The organism is Pararhodobacter marinus, assembly GCF_003122215.1.
Taxonomy (GTDB): domain Bacteria; phylum Pseudomonadota; class Alphaproteobacteria; order Rhodobacterales; family Rhodobacteraceae; genus Pararhodobacter; species Pararhodobacter marinus.
The window spans coordinates 306,176-325,878 of sequence record NZ_QEYD01000004.1 but is presented as its reverse complement, the minus strand read 5'-3'; the positions used below and the strand labels follow the sequence as shown (position 1 = coordinate 325,878).

Annotated in this window: 16 protein-coding genes; 3 read left to right on the top strand and 13 right to left on the bottom strand. The window is 64.0% G+C overall.

Annotation, left to right across the window (positions count from 1 at the left end; genetic code table 11):
* Positions 1-8 precede the first annotated feature (8 nt).
* The gene (locus C4N9_RS08360) at positions 9-1,388 is read right to left on the bottom strand and encodes an ammonium transporter (RefSeq protein WP_109532858.1); all 1,380 of its coding nucleotides are present in this window, start codon (positions 1,386-1,388) and stop codon (positions 9-11) included.
* 443 nt (positions 1,389-1,831) lie between these two features.
* Here C4N9_RS08360 and C4N9_RS08355 point away from each other — a divergent pair, with 443 nt between their 5' ends.
* Both C4N9_RS08355 and C4N9_RS08350 read left to right on the top strand, forming a co-directional pair.
* On the top strand, positions 1,832-2,779 hold the full coding sequence (locus C4N9_RS08355) for a GlxA family transcriptional regulator (RefSeq protein ID WP_109532857.1): 948 nt from the start codon (positions 1,832-1,834) through the stop codon (positions 2,777-2,779).
* 120 nt (positions 2,780-2,899) lie between these two features.
* Positions 2,900-3,550, top strand: a complete 651-nt coding sequence (locus tag C4N9_RS08350; RefSeq protein ID WP_109532856.1) for a helix-turn-helix domain-containing protein — start codon at positions 2,900-2,902, stop codon at positions 3,548-3,550.
* Positions 3,551-3,580: 30 nt separating this feature from the next.
* Here C4N9_RS08350 and C4N9_RS08345 read toward each other — a convergent pair whose 3' ends face one another.
* The 8 genes from C4N9_RS08345 to C4N9_RS08310 all read right to left on the bottom strand — a co-directional run bounded on the left by C4N9_RS08345 (position 3,581) and on the right by C4N9_RS08310 (position 13,843).
* Entirely contained in the window at positions 3,581-4,648 is a 1,068-nt protein-coding gene (locus C4N9_RS08345) for a heme-dependent oxidative N-demethylase family protein (protein WP_109532855.1), read from the bottom strand.
* Positions 4,649-4,658: 10 nt separating this feature from the next.
* On the bottom strand, positions 4,659-5,645 hold the full coding sequence (locus C4N9_RS08340) for a PDR/VanB family oxidoreductase (protein WP_109532854.1): 987 nt from the start codon (positions 5,643-5,645) through the stop codon (positions 4,659-4,661).
* Entirely contained in the window at positions 5,642-6,250 is a 609-nt protein-coding gene (gene dmmA / locus C4N9_RS08335; protein ID WP_109532946.1) for a dimethylamine monooxygenase subunit DmmA, read from the bottom strand. The genes C4N9_RS08340 and dmmA overlap by 4 nt, the downstream gene beginning before the upstream one ends.
* Before the next feature lie 77 nt (positions 6,251-6,327).
* The gene (locus C4N9_RS08330; protein WP_109532853.1) at positions 6,328-7,473 is read right to left on the bottom strand and encodes an aminomethyl transferase family protein; all 1,146 of its coding nucleotides are present in this window, start codon (positions 7,471-7,473) and stop codon (positions 6,328-6,330) included.
* A 317-nt stretch (positions 7,474-7,790) separates the two neighbouring features.
* Positions 7,791-8,201, bottom strand: coding sequence for a group II truncated hemoglobin (locus C4N9_RS08325; RefSeq protein WP_109532852.1), 411 nt, complete (start codon positions 8,199-8,201; stop codon positions 7,791-7,793).
* Positions 8,198-10,567: a trimethylamine N-oxide demethylase gene (locus C4N9_RS08320; RefSeq protein WP_109532851.1), complete on the bottom strand. Its 2,370-nt coding sequence runs from the start codon at positions 10,565-10,567 to the stop codon at positions 8,198-8,200. Before C4N9_RS08320 ends, C4N9_RS08325 begins: the two co-directional genes overlap by 4 nt.
* A 77-nt stretch (positions 10,568-10,644) precedes the next feature.
* Positions 10,645-12,321 carry a formate--tetrahydrofolate ligase gene (locus C4N9_RS08315; protein WP_109532850.1) on the bottom strand — a complete coding sequence of 559 codons (1,677 nt, stop codon included), beginning with the start codon at positions 12,319-12,321 and terminating at the stop codon, positions 10,645-10,647.
* Between the two features lie 172 nt (positions 12,322-12,493).
* Positions 12,494-13,843, bottom strand: coding sequence for an NAD(P)-binding domain-containing protein (locus C4N9_RS08310; protein WP_109532849.1), 1,350 nt, complete (start codon positions 13,841-13,843; stop codon positions 12,494-12,496).
* 163 nt (positions 13,844-14,006) lie between these two features.
* On the opposite strand from C4N9_RS08310, the gene C4N9_RS08305 reads away from it, so the two are divergent.
* Entirely contained in the window at positions 14,007-15,308 is a 1,302-nt protein-coding gene (locus tag C4N9_RS08305; RefSeq protein ID WP_109532848.1) for an ABC transporter substrate-binding protein, read from the top strand.
* A gap of 9 nt (positions 15,309-15,317) precedes the next feature.
* Here the strand turns inward: C4N9_RS08305 and C4N9_RS08300 are convergent, their stop codons facing one another.
* The 4 genes from C4N9_RS08300 to C4N9_RS08285 all read right to left on the bottom strand — a co-directional run bounded on the left by C4N9_RS08300 (position 15,318) and on the right by C4N9_RS08285 (position 19,696).
* Positions 15,318-16,037 (bottom strand): FadR/GntR family transcriptional regulator, encoded by a 720-nt coding sequence (locus tag C4N9_RS08300; protein ID WP_109532847.1) that lies wholly within the window; start codon positions 16,035-16,037, stop codon positions 15,318-15,320.
* Positions 16,038-16,170: 133 nt separating this feature from the next.
* A complete protein-coding gene (locus C4N9_RS08295; RefSeq protein WP_109532846.1) occupies positions 16,171-17,544 on the bottom strand; it encodes an ammonium transporter family protein in 1,374 nt (457 codons plus the stop codon).
* Between the two features lie 406 nt (positions 17,545-17,950).
* On the bottom strand, positions 17,951-18,445 hold the full coding sequence (locus C4N9_RS08290) for a flavin reductase family protein (RefSeq protein ID WP_109532845.1): 495 nt from the start codon (positions 18,443-18,445) through the stop codon (positions 17,951-17,953).
* An 18-nt stretch (positions 18,446-18,463) separates the two neighbouring features.
* On the bottom strand, positions 18,464-19,696 hold the full coding sequence (locus C4N9_RS08285; RefSeq protein WP_109532945.1) for a styrene monooxygenase/indole monooxygenase family protein: 1,233 nt from the start codon (positions 19,694-19,696) through the stop codon (positions 18,464-18,466).
* Between the last annotated feature and the right edge of the window lie 7 nt (positions 19,697-19,703).

The following is a 19,703-nucleotide window of genomic DNA, read 5'->3' as shown; positions in this document are numbered from 1 at the left end:
TGTGTTGATTATTCAGCCGGGCTGACCGAGATGTTGAGCCCTTCGGGATAGGCCGAGGCCGGAACCTTGACCGCGTCGAGACCCCGGATCTCGGCCTCTTCGGGAACCCGCAGCTGGCCCGTGGCCTTCAGGATGAAGGACACGACGTAACCCGGCACGAAGCCCAGAAGCCCCATCACCACGGCGCCGATGAGCTGGCCGGTGAACGAGATCTGGATCACGTCCTCGCCGAACAGCGCGGGATAGCCTTGCGCGGCGATGCCGACCGCGATCACGCCCCACATGCCGAGGAACCCGTGCACCGCGAAGGCGCCGACCGCGTCGTCGATCTTGCGGCGCTCGATGAACGACGCGACGAAGGGCATCATCGCGGCACCGAGGAAGCCGATCACGAAAGCCATCGGCGGGTACCACAGATCAAGCCCCGCCGCGCACGAGATGATCCCGCCCAGCGCGCCCGACATCATCCAGAACGGATCGCGGGTCACCATCCAGGCGCCGATGATGCCGCCGGCAAAGCCCATGAGCGTGTTGAAGGTCATGCCCGAGATCGTCATCGGCGTGCCATAGATCGTGGCCTCGATCGCGTTGCCCCACGACCAGGCCTCGCCCGGGACGATGACGCAGCCCATCAGGAAGCCCCAGAACCCGGCGATGATCAGCATCAGCCCGATCAGCGTCATCGGCATGGAGTGACCGGCGATGTGGTTGGCGCTGCCATCGGCGTTGAACTTGCCGATTCGCGGCCCGAGATTGATCAGCACGCCCAGCGTGAAGAAGCCCGCGATCATGTGCACGACACCCGCCGCGCCGAAATCGTGATAGCCGAATTGCGTGACCAGCCAGCCATCCGCGTGCCAGCCCCAGGCGCCGCCAAGGATCCACACGAAAGAGCCCAGCACGATCGCCAGCACGACGAAGCCCGTCAGCTTGATACGCTCGATCACGCCGCCCGACATGATCGACGCGGTGGTCGCCGCGAAGAGCACGAAGGCGCCCCAGAACACGCCCGACGAGCGATCGTCAAGGTTGGGGCCCATATAGTCGCTCCAGGGCAGGGCGATGTCATTGGCATAGGCCAGCCCCGAAATGCCCATCGCGCCCTCGGACAGCGTCAGCCCTGTGGGGAAGGCCCAGTAGATCCACCAGCCGATGAAATAGAAGAACGGCACGATCATCGCGAAGGCGAGGATGTTCTTGATGCCCGAGGCCAGCGCGTTCTTCGACCGCGAGGCGCCCATCTCGTAGGCGAGGAACCCGGCATGGATCAGCACCATGAGGGGGATCGTCAGATAATAGAAGGTCTCCGAAAACGTGCCGTTGGTGGCGGCAAGGTTCGCCTGTATCTCGGCGATCGAGGCCGTCAGGGATGCGAGTTCCTGTTCCACGTCAGTCTCCCGTTATGCGTTGTCGTTTGTCCCGAGCCGGTTTGGCCTGAACCAATTTCTTGCTGTGGCTCACTCAGTGACGACAATCAGAGCGGAATGAATCACTTTCAGTCAAAATTTTTTCTTCTTAAGAATTTTATAGCGCATGAATTTGGGTCAGGAAAGCGACTGGCAGGCCCGGAAAGATGAAAATATGCGCGCAACGTGCACGTCTTCCGGTCTTGAAAAAAAGGCGTCCCGCGTTCGATCCGCTGCAGGAAGAATGAGGTCGGGCGCCAAAGATTCGCCCAATTGGTCAGGTCGTGCGACCGGACTGGCGGCACTGGTTGTCCCGACCCGCCTGCCCGGCCTGAACAGGATCCGTTTTCCGTCCGGGGCCGGGCCGGTTGCTTTCCTTTTCCGGTCATCCTATTGCGAAATCCGGACTGACCGGAAAAGCTGCCATGAGACGCATCGCCTTTCTGCTGATCGACGGACACGCGCTGTTGTCGACCGCCTCGGCGCTGGAACCGTTGCGGGCGGCAAACCTGTTTTCGGACGGTCAGGCGTTCGAGGTGACGCTGCTGTCACGCAACGGCGGCGCGGCCCTGTCGTCGGTGGGCGCCAGCTTTCCGACCCGCCCCTATCGCGAGGTGGCGCTCGATTTCGACCTGATCTTCGTGGCGGCGGGCGGCGATCCCGCGCGGGTCTCCGACCCCGCGCTGTTCGCGTGGCTCAGGCAGGCGGACCGTCAGGGCATCGCTCTGGGCGGCATTTCCGGCGGGGCGGTGATCCTGGCCAAGGCCGGGCTTCTGGACCAGCGCCGCTTCACCGTCCACTGGCACCATTACGAAGATTTCGAGGCGCTGGGCGGCGCCTGGCTGCTGGAGCGCCGGCTCTTCGTCATCGACCGCGACCGCTATACCTGCGCGGGCGGCGCGGCGCCCCTGGACATGATGCACGCGATCATCGCCCGCACGCATGGCACGGCTTTCGCCCAGCGCATTTCCGACTGGTTCATCCAGACCGAGATCCGCAGCCCCGAGGCGCCGCAGACCGCCTCGATCGCGGCGCGTTACGGCGCCCTGCCCGGGCCGGTGACAGCGGCTCTGGAGCTGATGGAATCGCATATCGCCGACCCGTTGTCGCACGACCAGCTTGCCGCGCTGGCCGGGCTTTCGGCGCGGCAATTGCAGCGGCAGTTCAATGCCAGCCTCGGCCGTTCGGTGATGGCCGAGTATCGCCGCATCAGGCTGGAAACCGCGCGCGACCTGATCGTCTCGACCCGTCTGCCGTTGTCCGAAATCGCGCTGATGACGGGCTTTGCGCGTCAGGCCAACTTCACGGAAGCCTTTCGCGCGCAGTTCGGCGCGCCGCCGTCGTCGCTGCGCGCCCGGAAGGAAGCGGATTGAGGCGCCGACCACACGAGGACGGTCGCCCTTTGCGCCGCCCTGCGCTATGGAGCGCCCACACTGGGGCACGGATCCGGGCTTGCGGCAGCAGGGCCGGCTTGCGGAAGAGAGACACACGGCATGACCAAGGGCGCGGCGACCGAAACGGGGTCCAGGCTGACACAGGATCCGCACAGCCTGCGCGACGCGCGCGAAAAGATCCTCGAAGTCGCCATCGGTCGCGAGGTCCGCGCGTATCGCAAGCAGCAGAACATCACCGTGGCCGAGCTGTCCCGGCTGACCGACCTGTCGATCGGCATGCTGTCAAAGATCGAGAACGGCAACACCTCGCCCTCGCTGACCACCTTGCAAACACTGGCCGATGCCCTGTCGGTGCCCCTGACCGCGTTTTTCAAGGGATACGAGGAGCGGCGGCAGGCAGTGCATACGAAATCGGGGCGCGGGGTCGAGATCGAGCGGGCGGGCACCCGCGCGGGGCATCAATACAAGCTTCTGGGCCATATCGGCTCGAATGCCAGCGGGGTCATCGTCGAGCCTTACCTGATCCAGCTCGATTCCGAATCGGACGTGTTCAAGACGTTTCAGCACGACGGGATTGAGATGATCTACATGCTGGAGGGCAAGGTCGATTACCGCCACGGGGCCGAAATGTATCCGCTGGAACCCGGTGACACGCTGTTCTTCGATGCCGACGCGCCGCACGGGCCCGAACGGCTGGTGCAACTCCCCGCGCGCTACCTGTCGATCATCAGCTACCCGCGCGAAAAGTGAAAAGCCCCCCGGATTGCGGGGGGCCGGATCTCATTTCTGCAGCGGCGGCTCGGTGTCCAGATCGGGCCAGACGCCGGGCGAGGTGGGCAACCCGTCATCGTATCGGCTCAGGTAATCCAGCATGAGGGGCCGGTTGGCGATGAAACCCTTGTAGGTCGCCAGTTCGTCCGGCAGATCGCGGATCACCCGGTGCAGGCGGCGGCCCCATTTGGGCACCGTGACCAGATCCTGAAACGCGATCAGGTAGCAGCGGATCGGAAACACCAGCGCGTTCGAGCGCGGCAGCCGGTAGAAGGTCTGCAGCTCGACCCGCAGATGCTGCTTGGCGCCGATATTCTCTGGCGTGAGTTCTGTCTTCTGGATGCCCCATTTGTGGTAATTCTCGGGGCTGGTATCCAGCAGCGGGTTGACCGTCATCGTCCAGTTCAGCCGCCGCGCCGGCGCGCCTTGCTGCACGTTCATCAGGAATTTCAGCGCGCGCTTGAAGATCCCCATCTCATGCGCCAGCGGCACCGGAGCGTGCCATTCGAAGAAATTCATGCCGATATCGAAATCCAGCGACCAGTCCGCCTGCGTCGTCACCATCCCGGCATCCATCCACAGATTGTCGTCGCGCTGATCCAGCACGGCGAAATCGCCCTGCGTCTGGCGGGTGATGTATTCCATCGGGCCGTAAGGCAGCGTGGTTTCGTCCATGAAGGTGAAGGTATCGTCGATTCCCATAGGCCTGTTCACCCAGCGCCAGCGTTCGCCGTCGCGGTGCAGCTCGAACAGGTCCGGATAATCCTCGGATTTCGAGACCATGATGAGCTCCAGCAGGTCCCAGCCCGCCAGCGTCATATGCGGCAGCGACTGGCAGCGCAGCGGATCCTCGGCCAGCACGATCGCGCGGTCGCGCATCTCGGAGACGTAATGCTCGTCGACATCGAAGCGCTTTTCATAGACCGATCCCGCCGGACCGCCGCGATGCTGCTCCATGTTCACGGAGTACATGTAACTGTCTTCGTGGAACGGAAACGGGAAGCGCCTGATGGCCCAGGGCGAGTTGCGGAAGGAGTAATCGCCGCGAAAGGTCTCGTCGTTGAACTGGATGGTCATTCGATGCTCCCTATCGGTCCAGAACCAGCGTCGGGCCGACAAAGCGGCTGACGCAGGGCATGATCTTGGTGCCGCTCGCCTGCTGATCGTCTTCCAGCCAGTGGTCGCGGTGGATGAACTCGCCGTCATGCTCGACGACATCGGTTTCGCATTGTCCGCAGGCGCCGCCCCGGCACAGGAAGGGCGCGTCGACACCGCAACGCTCCATGGCTTCCAGCAGGCTTTCATTCTCGCCCACGGTGATCGTCATGTCGGATTTGCACAGCCGCACCTCGAAGGGCTGGCCGGGCTGCGGGGCGAGAAATTCCTCGGAATGCACGTTGTCGTCGGGCCAGCCATGTTCGGTGGCGGTGCGGTGCACCCATTCGATCATGCCCTTGGGGCCACAGACATAGACATGCGTGCCCAGCGGCTGTCCGTCGAGCAGATCGCCCAGCGGAATCGCCTGTTTGCGGTCGTCGTAATAGATCCGGACCTTGCCGGGATGGCGGGCGGTCAGAACGTCGGCATAGGAGGCGAGCGCCTCGTTGCGGCAGGCGTAATGCAGCTCCCACCGCGCGCCGAGCTTCTCAAGCTGCGCGATCATGGCAAGAAAGGGCGTGATGCCGATCCCGCCGGCCAGAAACACATGCTTGCGCCCGCGCAGATCGATCGGGAACAGGTTGACCGGATAGGACAGCGTCATCCGGTCGCCGGGCTTCACGTTGCGATGCAGGAACAGCGACCCGCCCCGCCCCTGATCGTCGCGGCGGACCGAGATGGCGTAGGTGCCGGAATCGGCGGGGTCCGACATCAGCGAATAGGGGTTCAGGCGCGTACGGCCCGCGTCGTTCATCTCGACGACCGTATGCGCCCCGGCCGAGAACGGCGGGAAGGGCGCGCCGTCGGGGCGCCGGAACTCGAAGCGGGTGACCAGGTCGTTGACCGGGACGACGGCGCTGACGATCACCTCGATCTTCTCGGCGCCGGCCTTGGCTTTCTGGGGGGCGGCGCTCATTTGTACAGCTCCACGGGTTCGGGGACGTTGCCGGGATCCTCGGCATCGATGCACACGCCCTGAAAGGCGGCAAGGCGGCGCGAGTAATGGTCGCGCACGAACAGGTTCAGCCCGCAATGCGAACAGGTGAAGGGGTCGGTGGTGACGTCCTCGGTGATGCCCTTGCAATGGACGCATTGCATCCGCCGCGCGACCGAGCCGCGATGCTCTGTCTGCACCGCGCCAAGGGGGATGCCCGCGGCCGTGACCTCGGCCGCCGCGCGCCCCATCAGGCCCTCGGTTCCCGCCAGATAGACCTGCAGGCCCATATGCGCGTCCGACAGCACCCGGCGCAGGCGCGGCAAAGCCGCGTCAAAGCTGGGGCCCACATAAAGTTGCGCGGGCTCCAGCGCGCGCAGCCGGTCGGTATAGGTCTGGCCGGTATCGCGCGGGATATAAAGGATATGCGCCTTGCCCATCAGGCCCGCATCCTGCGCGGCCAGATCGAGCAGCGCCTCGGCGCCCTCGGCATCGGCCATCATCAGATGCGCCTTGCCCGGTCGCGGCGCGAGGGTGCCATAGACCGGGCGGCTCGCAATGCTCTTGGGGAACTGGAATTTCGACATCGCGGCGGTCACTCCCGTTGTCCTGTTGCCTGTTGCGACACAGGCGCCCCCGTTCCCGGCGGCGCCTGTCAAAGGGGTCAGCCCTTGGCGGTGCGGATCGACTTGTCCTTGTCGTAGAAGGGCATCTCTTCGGTCACGCAGGGGATCTCGGTGCCGTCCGCGTTCACCACCACCATCTTCACCCCCGGCACGGCGCAATCGACGGGCATCCGGGCGATGCCGACATTGTGGTTGTTCAGCCCCGAATGCATCCCGAAGGTCACAAGGCCCACTTCCTTGCCGTCCTTGACCAGCTTGGCGCCGATATCGGCCTTGGTGGTGCCCTCAAGCTTCACGCCGTAGATCTTGAACCGCTCCTTGCCCTTGAGCGCATAGTGGTTCTCGGCCCCGCGGAAACCGGTCTTGCCCGGCGAGACGGTGAAATCGAGGCCCAGCTCCCACAGCGTGTCGCCGGCAGGCTCATCGGCGAAGGGGAAGGTTTCGGAATTGTCGCCGGGGAAGAACAGCAGATAGCTTTCCGTGCGCAGCAGATCGAGGGTCGAGAACTGCACGGGCCGGATGCCCATATCCTTGCCCTCGGACAGGATCGTGTCCCACAGCTCGATCGCGTGGCGGCCTTCGCAGAAGATCTCGTAGCCGCGCTCGCCCGTATAGCCGGTGCGCGAGATCATCACCGGCTTGCCGAACAGCTTGGTCTGCATGATGCCGAAATACGCGAGATCGCGGATGCCGGGCACATGCCTGGCCAGGAAATCGACGGCCACCGGCCCCTGCAGCGACATGTCGTGCAGCGCGTCGTCGAAGATCATCGCGACATTCTTGCCGAAAGCGGCCATGGCCATGGATTCGTGGCCCGTGCCTGCGCCGTGGACGACCATCCAGTGATTGACCGACAGCCGGTAGATCACGCAATCGTCGATGAACTTGCCGTCGTCGTTGAGCATCGAGGCATAGATCGCGCGGCCCGGCATGATCTTGTCGACATTGCGGGTGGTCACGCGGTCGATGACGGCAGCGGCATGAGGTCCAACCAGATGAACCTTTTTCAGACCAGAGACATCCATCAGGCCCGCTTTGGTCCGCACGGCAAGGTAATCCGCCTCGGCACGCTCGTCGCTGTGGTCGTAGAACCAGGCGGTGCCCATGCCGTTCCAATCTTCCAGCTCGCCGCCGATTTCGGCATGGCGCTGCGCAAGCGCCGAGGTTCTGTAGATAATCGCCATGAACTGACCTCCCAAGGCATGTGGTTTCACCGCATTCAGCCGCAGTGACCGGTGAAAATCAACACTTTAGTTCACATTTATTTCCTGCCGGGAAATTTCCGGGCAGCAAGCATCCAAGCGCCGAAACGCTGTGCAAAACATTGACCCGGCTTTGAAAACTGAGGCTCGACGAAATTTGTCCCGCTGGCCCCGGCGCTCTCCCTGCGGAAAGCATAGCGGTCAAAAAATGCATTGGTCCATACCAATGTTTAAAATCCGGGCAGATTGGACCCCTGGGAACACGGCATTTCCGGTCGCCGGAACCAGAGGTCCGAGAATCACCCTGCCCCATCCCGCCAGTCGGGCACGTCGTTGACCAGCTTGTGCGCCGCACGCCGCAAGGTGGCGCGCAGGCGCTCGACCACCGGCCCGGTCATCGCGCAATCCTGCAGCGCCGCATCGAAGGTCCGCAGCCACAGATCGGCATCGACGCTGCGGATCGGCACATGGGCGTGAATCTCGCGCAGGTTCATGTGGCCATGCCGCTCGCGGTAATGGGCGCGCCCGCCCAGAAACCCGCACAGGAACTCGAACTGGGCCTGCCGGGTATGCGACAGGCCATGCCCGCGAAAATGCAGCCGGTGCAGGGCATGCACCGCCGGATCGGTTTCCATCCGGTCGTAGAACCGGGTGACAAGCCGGAGCAGAGCCGCCTCGCCGCCCAGCGCGTCGAGCGGGGTCGTACTCACGAGCGCGGGCGCGTCTTCTGTGGGTCGTAATGCGCGAAGGGCACGATTCGCGCGGGCAGGCGCTTCTGGTGACCGTCCAGCTTGCCGATCTCGACCTCGGTGCCCTCGGCGTGATGGGCCACGTCGACGCGGGCCAGCGCGATGTTCTTGCCCAGAAGCGGCGAGCGCATGGAGGACGTCACCTCGCCGATCTGTGCCCGCCCGATATGGACGCAATCGCCGTGATGCACCGCGACATTGCTGTCGATATCCAGCCCCACCAGCTTGCGCGCGGGATGCTCCTTGCGCCGGATCAGCGCGTCGCGACCGATGAAATCGTCGGGCTTAGACTTAAGCGGCACGGTGAAGCCGATACCGGCCTCGAACGGGTCGGTCTGATCGCTGAAATCGTAACCGGCAAAGATGAGCCCGGCCTCGATCCGCAGCATGTCCAGCGCTTCCAGCCCCATCGGCGTCAGCCCGTGCGGCTGCCCCGCCTCCCACACCGCGTCGAAAACCGCGCCGGCGTGTTTGGGATGGCAGAAGATCTCGTAGCCCAGCTCGCCGGTATAGCCGGTGCGCGAGACGACCACCGGGATCCCCTCGGCATCGCCGATCCGCGCGGGCGTGAAGCGGAACCAGTCCAGCGCGTCGAAGCGAGGCTGGTGCGGTGCGGTCCAGATCACCTTTTTCAGGATCTCGCGGCTTTCGGGCCCCTGCACCGCGATGTTGTGCTGCATGTCGGTCGAGGCGCGCACCAGCACCTTCAGCCCCAGCTCGGCCGCCTTCTCGCGCAGCCATTCGCCGCCGTAATCCGACCCGCCGATCCAGCGGAAATTGTCGCGGCCCAGACGGAACGCGGTGCCGTCGTCGATCATGCCGCCATGCGGATAGCACATCGCGGTATAGACCACGCCGCCCACCGGCAGGGTCTTCATGTTGCGGGTAAAGACATACTGGCACAGAGCCTCGCTGTCCGGCCCCGTAATCTCGAATTTCCTCAGCGCGCTGAGGTCCATCACCACCGCCTTCTGGCGGCAGGCGTGGTATTCCTCGATCGGCCCGGCCGTCGCGATGCTGCTGGCCAGCCAATAGCCGTTATACTCGACGAAATTCTGGGTGAAGCGGGCGAAACTGTCGTGAAAGCCAGTCTGTTTGGTCATTTTCGGCTCCGAGTCGGGCGTCGGGCGATAGGCAATGGCCCGCTGAAAGGTTTCCTTGCCGCTATAGGTGCGGACATGGATGTCGGTCGGGTTCCAGCCATTCGCGGCCGAGGTATCGTCGGGGCAGGCAGAGCTTACGCAGACCAGATCGGTCAGCGCGCGCAACAGGACATAATCGCCGGGGCGTGACCACGGCTCGTCGGAATACATCACGCCGTGCTCGTCGAGCCCTGTATTGAAGAAGAAGTTGATCGCCATCCAGCCGCGCCGCGCGGTCACGCCATGGGGCGCGAGGGCTGCGTTGAAGTTGTCCGAGCAATTGACGTGGCCCGGATAGCCGATGTCGTCGTAATATTTGGCCGAACAGGCCAGTGCGAAGGCGTCATGGCGCCCGCAGGTATCCTGCACCACTTCGACCAGCGGCAGCATGTCGTGGTCGTAGTATTTCGCGTGCAGCCCCGGCATCGGATAGGCGTGTTCCATCAGCGTCCGCGTGGTCGTCACGTCCAGCGCGTGGATCACGCCCTTGTCCAGCTTGCGCGCGGCGAAGCATTGGAAATCCGTGCATTGCCGCCCGTCGACATCGAGGATCTGGATGTAATCCCCCGCCTTGACGAAATAGGCCTCGGCGGTGGCGGAATGGACGCGGATGTCGCTGACCGGATCGGCCAGCGGGTCGGGCAGCTCGAAACGCGGGGCGTGTTTGATGACCGCGCGGCGCACCATCACCGTCAGCGGCGTGGCCGTGTCCTGCGCGTCGAAATCCATGATGCCGCCCGGCGCGGCGATGATCGCCACGCCCTCGCGGCTGGCGGTGAAGCTTTCCGAGGTGCCGGCAGGGGTCCGGCTGTCGAAGAGCGTGATGGCGCGCGCCGTCGAAAGGTCGATGCCGCGCGCCTCGAGTCCCAGCCGCAGGCTGCGCAGCGAGGCATCGCCGCTTGTGACAAGCGCTCTCAACCCTTTGGGCTCATCCGTCGCGGGAACGCCCAGGATGCCGGGATCGGTGGCGCCTTTGGGATCGGCGCAGACGATTTCGCAGGGCTGGCCGCCCTCGGTATTCTGCACCTCGATCCGGTCGCCCGGTTCGACCCGGATCAGGATCGCGCCCGCGCCCTCGACGACGTAGCGCTCGGTTCCCGGCGGCATCGAGAAGACGCGCGGCTGGATAAGGCCGCTGGGACGCGGCGGGCCGGCTTTGACCGGGGGGTACTTGTCGTCCAGCATGGGATCACCCTTTCGCTAATCCGGGGGGCGGTTCAGGCGGGCGCCCGGGGCCTCACCGGGAACCGCCCGCGCCGGTTTCAGAACAGGCCTTCGATCTGGCCGTCGTCATTCAGCCGGATGCTCAGCGCGCTGGGTTGGCGCGGCAGGCCCGGCATGGTCATGATCTCGCCGCAGACCACGACGACGAAGCCCGCCCCGGCGCTGAGCCGCACCTCGCGCACCGGCACCGAATGCCCGGTCGGCGCGCCGCGCAGGTTGGGATCGGTCGAGAACGAATACTGCGTCTTCGCCATGCAGACCGGCAGGTGGCCATAGCCCTGCTCTTCCCACAGCTTGAGCTGATCGCGGATCTTCTTGTCCATCAGCGCCTCGTCGGCGCGGTAGATGCGCTTGCAGATGGTCTGGATCTTGTCGGCAAGCGACATCTCGTCGGGATAGATCGGCGCGAAATTGGCCTGCCCTGCCTCGGCGATCTCGGCCACCTTGCGGGCCAGCTCTTCGGACCCTTCCGAACCCAGTTCCCAGTGGCGCGACAGCACCGCGACGGCGCCCTGCCCGGCGACGTAATCCTTCACCGCCTGGATCTCGGCCTCGGTATCGGTCACGAAATGGTTGATCGCCACCACGACCGGCACGCCGAAGCTTTTCAGGTTCTCGATATGGCGGCCCAGATTGGGGCAGCCCTTTTTCACAGCCTCGACGCTCTCCGCGCCCAGATCGGCCTTGGCCACGCCGCCATTCATCTTCATCGCGCGCACCGTGGCCACGCAGACCACGACTGAGGGCGCCAGCCCCGCCTTGCGGCACTTGATGTTCATGAATTTCTCGGCGCCCAGATCGGCGCCGAAACCGGCCTCGGTGACCACGTAATCCGCCAGCTTCAGCGCGGTGGTCGTGGCAATGACCGAGTTGCAGCCATGGGCGATATTGGCGAAGGGGCCGCCATGCACGAAGGCCGGGTTGTTTTCCAGCGTCTGCACGAGGTTGGGCTGCATCGCGTCCTTCAGCAGCACCGTCATCGCGCCCTCGGCACCGATATCGCGGCAATAGACCGGGCTGCGGTCGCGGCGATAGGCCACGATCATGTCGCCCAGCCGCTTTTCCAGATCCTTCAGGTCATTGGCCAGACACAGGATCGCCATCACTTCGGACGCGACGGTGATGTCGAAGCCCGCCTCGCGCGGGAAACCGTTGGCGACCCCGCCCAGCGAACAGGTGATCTGCCGCAGCGCGCGGTCGTTCATGTCGACCACACGGCGCCAGACGACGCGGCGGATGTCGATATCCTGCTCGTTGCCCCAGTAGATATGGTTGTCGATCATCGCCGAGAGCAGCGAATGCGCGCTGGTGATCGCGTGGAAATCGCCGGTGAAGTGCAGGTTCATCTCTTCCATCGGCACGATCTGCGCATAACCGCCGCCCGCAGCCCCGCCCTTCATGCCGAAATTCGGGCCGAGGCTGGCCTCGCGGATGCAGATCATCGCCTTCTTGCCGATCCGGTTCAGACCGTCACCCAGCCCTACCGTGGTGGTGGTCTTGCCTTCGCCCGCGGGCGTGGGGTTGATGGCCGTGACAAGGATCAGCTTGCCGTCGGGCCGGTCCTTGACCGAGTTGATGAACTTCTGGCTGACCTTGGCCTTGTCGTGGCCATAGGGCAGCAGATCCTCGGCCGGGATCCCCAGCGCGTTGCCGATCTGCATGATCGGCTGTTTCTTCGCTTCGCGGGCGATCTGGATGTCACTCTTGTAGCTCATGATCCGGGCGTCCTGTCGGTTTGCAGGGCAAAGGCGCCGGCCGGGCCGGCTTTTGCTGGGCTTCGGTATGGTCTCGGTCCTCCCGGGGCACGTTTGCCGGACGGAAAGGGCGCGGGGCGTATCGTCCGTCCCGCCCGAGAGCGGGCGCCTTCGGGCAGGACGGAGGGGCCGGTCAGTTGCGCAGATAGGCCGTCATGCTGTCGTCCAGCGCATCCTTCCACGGCGTGTGGTGCACGGGCGCCATGGTGCCGGTGATGACCGACTTGTAGGAATTGTTGCGGAAACCCATGATGTCTTTCATCTTGTGCTTCTTCCACTCGAAGAAGGCCTGGCAGGCACCGTCGATGTCGAAGCTGGGATAATCCGTCTCGGCCACCAGCTCCTTGACGTAATCCGCCTGATACTGGATCGCGTATTTCGTGTCGTCGTCGGCTTCCTCGCGCTCTTCGCGCTCTTTCACATCGGCCAGCATCTGCTCCTTGGTCACCGCCGACAGGTCGATCTTGCCCATGATCGCATCGCGGACCCACCAGGCCTGCGCGTCGAACATGTTGAAGGTGAACCACTGGTCCTGCATGCCCAGATAGAACAGCTGCGGGTTATGCACCCAGACCACGCCCTTGTAGAGATCGGCGGTCGCCAGCCGGTTGGCGGTCTTCAGCCGCAGGTCGTCCGGCAGGAAGTTGAAGAAATGCTTGTAGCCGGTGCACAGGATGATCGCATCGACTTCCTTGCTCGAGCCGTCCTTGAAATGCGCGGTGTTGCCCTCGACCCGGACCAGAGCGGGCTTTTCTTCCCAGTTGTCGGGCCAGGCAAAGCCCATCGGTGCCGAGCGGTAGCAGCTGGTGATCGAGTTGGCGCCGTATTTCCAGCATTGCGAGCCGATATCCTCGGCCGAATAGGACGAGCCCATGACCAGGATGTCCTTGCCCGCGAATTCGCGCGCGTCGCGGAAGTCGTGGGCGTGCAGAAGGCGGCCGTTGAAGCTTTCGAAGCCTTCGTAATACGGGATGTTCGGCGTCGAGAAATGGCCCGAGGCGACGATGACGTTGTCGAATTCCTCGGTATAGACATAGTCCTTCTGGTGGTCGTGCAGCGTCATGGTGAACTTGCCGCTGTCATTGTCGTATTCGACCCAGCGCACCACGGTCGAGAAGCGGATCCAGTCGCGGACATTGGCCTTCTTCACGCGGCCTTCGATGTAGTCGAACAGCACGGCGCGCGGCGGGTACGAGGCGATCTGCTTGCCGAAATGCTCTTCAAAGGAATAGTCGGCGAATTCCAGGCCCTCCTTGGGGCCGTTCGACCACAGGTAGCGATACATCGAGCAATGAACCGGCTCGCCGTTCTCATCGAGCCCGGTGCGCCAGGTGTAGTTCCACAGCCCGCCCCAGTTGTCCTGCTTTTCGAAGCAGACGATCTCGGGGATGTCTTCCCCCTTGGCGGCGGCGGACTGGAAGGCGCGAAGCTGCGCCAGACCCGATGGCCCGGCCCCGATGACGGCGACGCGTTTCTTGCTCATATGGATGCTCCCTTGTCGGTCCTAATTGGTTCTTCTTGGTCCGGACCAAAGTACGCCAACGGCAGACCAAAATGTCAACATTAATTCACGACAGGCATATGTTTTTATTCCTGGGAACATCATTTCCCTTTTGACATCAAAGGGTCCGGTGCTACGAATTGGCATGATCAACTCCAGTTTCGCGCACCGCATGGCGGTGACTTCGCTGTTTCCCCAAAGCCGAGTCGGCATGAACGATCCGGTCAAGATCGGCTTTCTGGCGCCGCTGACCGGCCCGGTCAGTTCCTGGGGCCTGCCGGGGCTGCACGGGTGCCGGTTATGGGAAGACTGGCTCAACCGCGCCGGCGGCATGCTGATCGGCGGGCGGCGCTACCCGGTCTCGATCATTCCCTTCGATTGCGGCTACGACCCCGAGCAGGCGACAGAGGGCGCGCGCCACCTGGTGCGCCACGAACAGGTGCAGCTGCTGATGATGCTGGGCGGCGACACCTTCACGCCATTGCGTCAATTCCTGAATGAAAACAAGGTTCTGGCTTCGACCTTGCTGCCTTCGGACCTGTCCCCCGATACCCGCTACCTGATCGCCCCGGCCGAGGTGCATCCGCTCTACAACGTCACCGCCGTCGACTGGCTGTCGCGTGCGCGTCCCGGTTTGCGGAAGGTGGCGCTTTGCAGTCAGAAGGACGCGCTGGGGCTGCCGTCGGTCGCGACCTACCGCGCCGCGTTCGAGGCCGCGCGAATCGATGTGGTCAAGGATATCCTCTACGATCCGGCGGATAGCGACGTCGCCGGGATCGTGCAGCCGATGCTCGATTCCGAACCGGATCTGCTGTGCTGGTGTACCAGTTACACACCAATGGTCCACTCGATGACCGAGTATGCCCATAAAATGGGCTACAAAGGTGAAATCCTGTCCTGCACGATGGACAACTACCAGCGACTGGTTGCGCGCACCTCGCTGGATTTCATGGACGGCGCGATCTTCCAGTTTCCCGATTTCGACGATCCGAAGCTGGCCAAGAAGGCCTTCTTCTTCAACCGCCCCAGCACCTTCTTCAAGGAGTACAACGCCCGCTACCCGGACAGCTGGAGCGCGGTCAGCTGGGAATATGTCGCGATCCTTGATCTGTGGCACTCGGCGGTGGAAAAGGTGGGATCGGTCAACCCGGTCTCGGTGCTGAACACTATGAAGCACATGGACACCACCACCCATGCTTTCGGGGCCGCCCGCTGGTGGGGCGAAAGCATCTTCGGCATCGACAACGCGCTCATTGGCGACTGGCCGGTGGTCACGCTTCAGGAAGGCCGCGCGCGGATCGTCGAATTCGGCTCGATCCCCGACTGGCTGGAGAAACACGAGGCGCTCTTGCAGCGTCATCTCAGCGCCGTCGGCCAGCTGTGGCAGCAACGCCTGGAAACGGGCGACCAGAAGACCGGCCTGACCTCGCGCATCGTCGAAAGCTGAACCCGGCGCTCAGCCGTCGTGCAGGAACAGCCGCTGTTCTTCGACCAGATGCAGCTTGGTGATCTCGACCGCGGCTTCGACATCGCGCGTGGCGATGGCGTTGAACAGCGAGTTGAACCGCGTCTGGTATTCCTGGATCCGGTCGGGCGTCAGGTGCTTGCGCATCAGCGCCGTGCGGAACGACTGGCGGCAGACCTCGATCGTCAGCTCATAGCAGGATTCCAGCAACGGGTTGCGGGTGGCCTGCGCGATGCGGCGATAGAAATCCTCTTCGCAGCGGATGAACTCGTTCAGATCGGTGCGCACCGCTTCGATCCGCGCGACCGTCTGCGCCAGCGCATCCAGCTCGCGCGGGGTCATGTTCATCACCGCCAGCCGCGTCATCTCGGGCTCGATGATCGAGCGGACGATCAGATGATCGAGCGGGCTGGTGCGCTCACCGATGGAATCGGGCGAGGGGGCCTCGGGGCGTTCGGACTGGTAGATCACGAAACTGCCGCTGCCCTGCCGCCGCCGGATCAGCTTGCGCGTTTCCAGCACGTCGAGCGCCTCGCGCACGGTGTTGCGCGACACGCCCAGCTCGGCCGCCAGCGCGCGTTCGCTGGGCAGGCGGGAATCGGGGGGATACTCGCCCGAGCGGATCCGCGCATAAAGCGTGTCGATCACGATGCGGACGGTTTCGCCGACGGTTTGTCCGATGGCCAGTTCCGCTGTGGGCAAAGAGTTCATGGGGATCTACTTCGAAACGATAGGGACCAGAGCAACCCCAAGCATAGAGCAGGGGCCGCACAGGCCACAAGCACGACCCGGTGAAACGTGAAGGCCCCGGCGCGAACCGGGGCCCTTGGTACAACGCGGGCGATCACGCGCGCGAGGGTGTGTCGGCATGGGTCACGACATCGGGCTCAAGCCCCCAGCGCACCACATCGAGCCCCTGGATCTGGTCGGCCTCGGACACTTTCAGGCCCGTCGTCGCGCGCAGCAGCACCGACAGGATCAGCCCTGTCACGACACCCGCGCCGATGCAGACGACGATCCCCGCGACCTGCATCAGAAGCGAAATCTCGCCATGCTGGAACGCATAGGCGCCCTCTTCGATGCCCAGATAGCCGCCACGCGGCGTTCCCGCCTTGAAGATCCCGACCAGCAGCATCCCCAGCGTGCCGCTGCCCAGAAACAGCGGGAACAGCTTGTGCTCGTCGATGCCGCGCTTGAGCGTGAACTCGTAGACGGCATAGGCGGCCAGCGGTCCGGCAAGCCCGACGATGAAGGCCTGCCACGGCAGCCAGACATCGAAGCCCGACGCCCCGGCCACGTAGCCCGCAAGCGGCCCCAGCAGCGTATAGGCATAGTTGCCCGTCCGGTAAGCCAGCAGGATGCCGGTGATGGCCCCGCCTGCCCAGACCAGCGCGTAATTGTTCAGCGCGATGCCGACGCTGGTATCGGCCATGGTCACGCTGACGGCATGGGCCTCGGGGTCGAAGAAGAACAGGCAGGACATGATCACCATCGGCAGCCCGGCGAAGATGATCAGCAGCCCCGGCGCGCAAAGCCCGATGCTGGGCGCCAGATAGGCGCGCACCTCGGGATGCGGCGCCATCATGCCCGGCCGCTTGCCCATCTGCGCGTTCAGGACCAGCGCGATGCCGGCGGGGAACATGTAGACGAAGCCCACGCCGAAGAAGTCATGAAAGCCCAGATTTGTGAGCGGCCCGACCGAGCCCCAGGTCACCCAGCTCAGCACCGACGAGCCCAGCGTCGCCACGATGCAGGTGACGTAATAGGCCGAGGGCTTCATCCGCTCGGAGACCGAGAAATGCAGCAGGATGTTGATGATCCCGGCAAACACCGCCAGGAAGAAGATGAAGATCTGGAACGTGTTCAGACCGGGAAAGACCGCCGGATCGACATGCTGCGCCATGGCGTTTGTCAGGGTGCCGCCCAGCCACCAGTCGCGGATGGAATCCATCAGCGTGCCATCGACCATGATGTAGTATTGCGCGGCCCAGAAGCCGAAGCCGATCGCGTAATAGGTCGCGAAGCCCAGAAAGAAGCCCAGCACCTTCTCGATGGTCGAGTTGAACAGGCTGCGGCGGCGTGCCGTGCCTGCGTCGATCAGCAAAAGCCCGACCACCACCAGCAGCGCCCCCACGGTGCCGGATGCGTACAGGATGTTCTGTACCAGTGAATTCAATGTCACCTGTTCCGCGTAGAACGCGGTTGTATCGACGGACATAAGCTCCTCCCTCTTGTGTCCCTGCGTCGTTCCGCCGGCTTTTCATTGCGGCTTGTGGGGCTGCAGAAGGACAAACGTCGGATGGCGCCTGCCGCCGATCGGCACGGGAACCAATTCAGACCTGTTCAGGTGCGCCTTGGCCCAACAGGATCATGTCCGAGAATTGGTTCCTTTCAAAGACATTTTTGCAGTGCTATTTTTCCTTTTAATATCAACGTTATTTGCGCAAAGGTTGAAAAGTTTTCTTAGTGAGAAAGAACCACTTTCCGTCCGCTTCGTGAATCAGCGACAGAATCGCAGGGCCACTTCCGGCCCTTTCCGCCCCCCGCCCCCGCGCCCTATCCCACCAAAACGAACCGCCCCGCACGGCGGCGGGGCGGTCCTGTTCCCGAGGCATGCGGGCAGGTCAGAGCGGGGCGAGACGGTGAAAGCGCGATTGCTCGTAAAGCAGCGCGGCGCCATCGGCCTCGCTGATATCGGTGATCTGGCCGATGAAGATCTGATGCGTCCCGGCCGTCAGGCTTTCGGCCACCTCACAGGAAAAGGCCACCCGCGCATCGGCCAGAACCGGCAGGCCCGCCGCGTCTTCACGCCAGTCACCCAGCGCGAACTTGTCCTCGCCCGTGGCGCCGCCCGCCCCGGCAAAGCGCATCGCCACGTCGCCCGACGGATCGGGCAACAGGTTCACCGCGAAGCGCCCGCTTTCAAGGATGCCCTGGCAGGTGCCGGTGGCGCGGTTGACGCAGACCAGCAGGCTGGGCGGATCCGCCGTCACCGAACAGACCGCCGTCGCGGTGATCCCGCGCCGTCCCTGCGGAGTCAGCGTGGTGATGATCGTCACCGCGCCGGGAAACCGCGCCATGGCGGACCGGAACTGACCGGGATCGACGGACATGCCCATGATCTCTCCTCCTCTGGCTCAGGCCGCTTTCAGCTCGGACAGATAGGCCGAAGCCGCATCGGGATCGGCGAACCACGGGAAGAAATCGCGCGGATCGTCGAAGGCGTTGGCGATGCGGTGGGCCAGACGCGGCTCGACGCAGGCGGTGCCCATGATTTCCAGGATGAAGGGCGGCGGCGGGGCCAGCATCATGTTGGTCCAGTTGACCACCCATTGCGCATAATCCCAATAGGCGTCGAACGTGCCCTGCATCCATGCCGCGTCGAAGGGGCGGTCGCCATGGTCGAGAATGCGCTTCAGATAGACCCGCGCCGCCTTGGCCGCGTTGTTGGATCCCTGTCCCGTGATGGGGTCATTCAGGCACACGGCATCCCCCAGCCCCAGCACCCGCGCGCCCGAGGGCAGCGTGCCGACGGGCTTGCGAACCGTCGGCGGGAAGCGGCCCGCAAGGAAGCCGTTGTCATCCGTCAGGCTGACATCCTGGCAGCGCTCGGCCTCCCACGGCAGGAAGGTGTTCAGGATGCGTTTCGAGGTTTCCAGATGCTGCTCGGGGCTTTTCACATCGGCCCAGCAATCCATCGGGCCGCCGGGCACGCCTTCGAACACCATGATGTCGCAAGGCCCGGTGGTGGTCAGCGCCGGGAAGACGAAATACTCGCCCACGCCGGGGATCAGGTTGAAGTTGACCGCGGAATACTCCGGCCGCGGTGCCATGCCCTTCACATAGGTCAGCGCCAGCGCGCGCTGCGGCCGGTCATAGGGCGATTTCGAGGCGTCGCGTTCGAACATCTTGCCCACGTCGCCCTTGCCCGAGGCGACGATCACCAGATCGTCCTCGCGCGCGTACATCTCCATATCGGCGATGCCCGCTTCCTTCAGCACCAGCCGCCCGCCCAGTTTCTCGAACTCGGCCATCCAGCGCGGGATCTTCACCCGCTGGTCCACCGAATAGGCATTGCGATCAAGGCGCGAGGCCCAGTCGACCGCCTTCGCGCCCGGCTGCTCGGGATGGGGCACGGTGAAGCTGATGCCTTCGACCGGCGGGCAATGGTCGGTCCAGAAATCGAGGCCCAGCGCGCGCTCGGCCTCGATCGCGTCGCCGAACATGCACTGACTGGACAGGACCTTGCCGGTCGCCATGTCCTGCGCGTCGCGGTTCTGCACGACGCGCACCTGATAGCCCTGTTGCAGAAGGCCGATGGCCAGTTGAAACCCGGACTGGCCGCCGCCGATAATGGTGATCTTTCTCATGGTCATC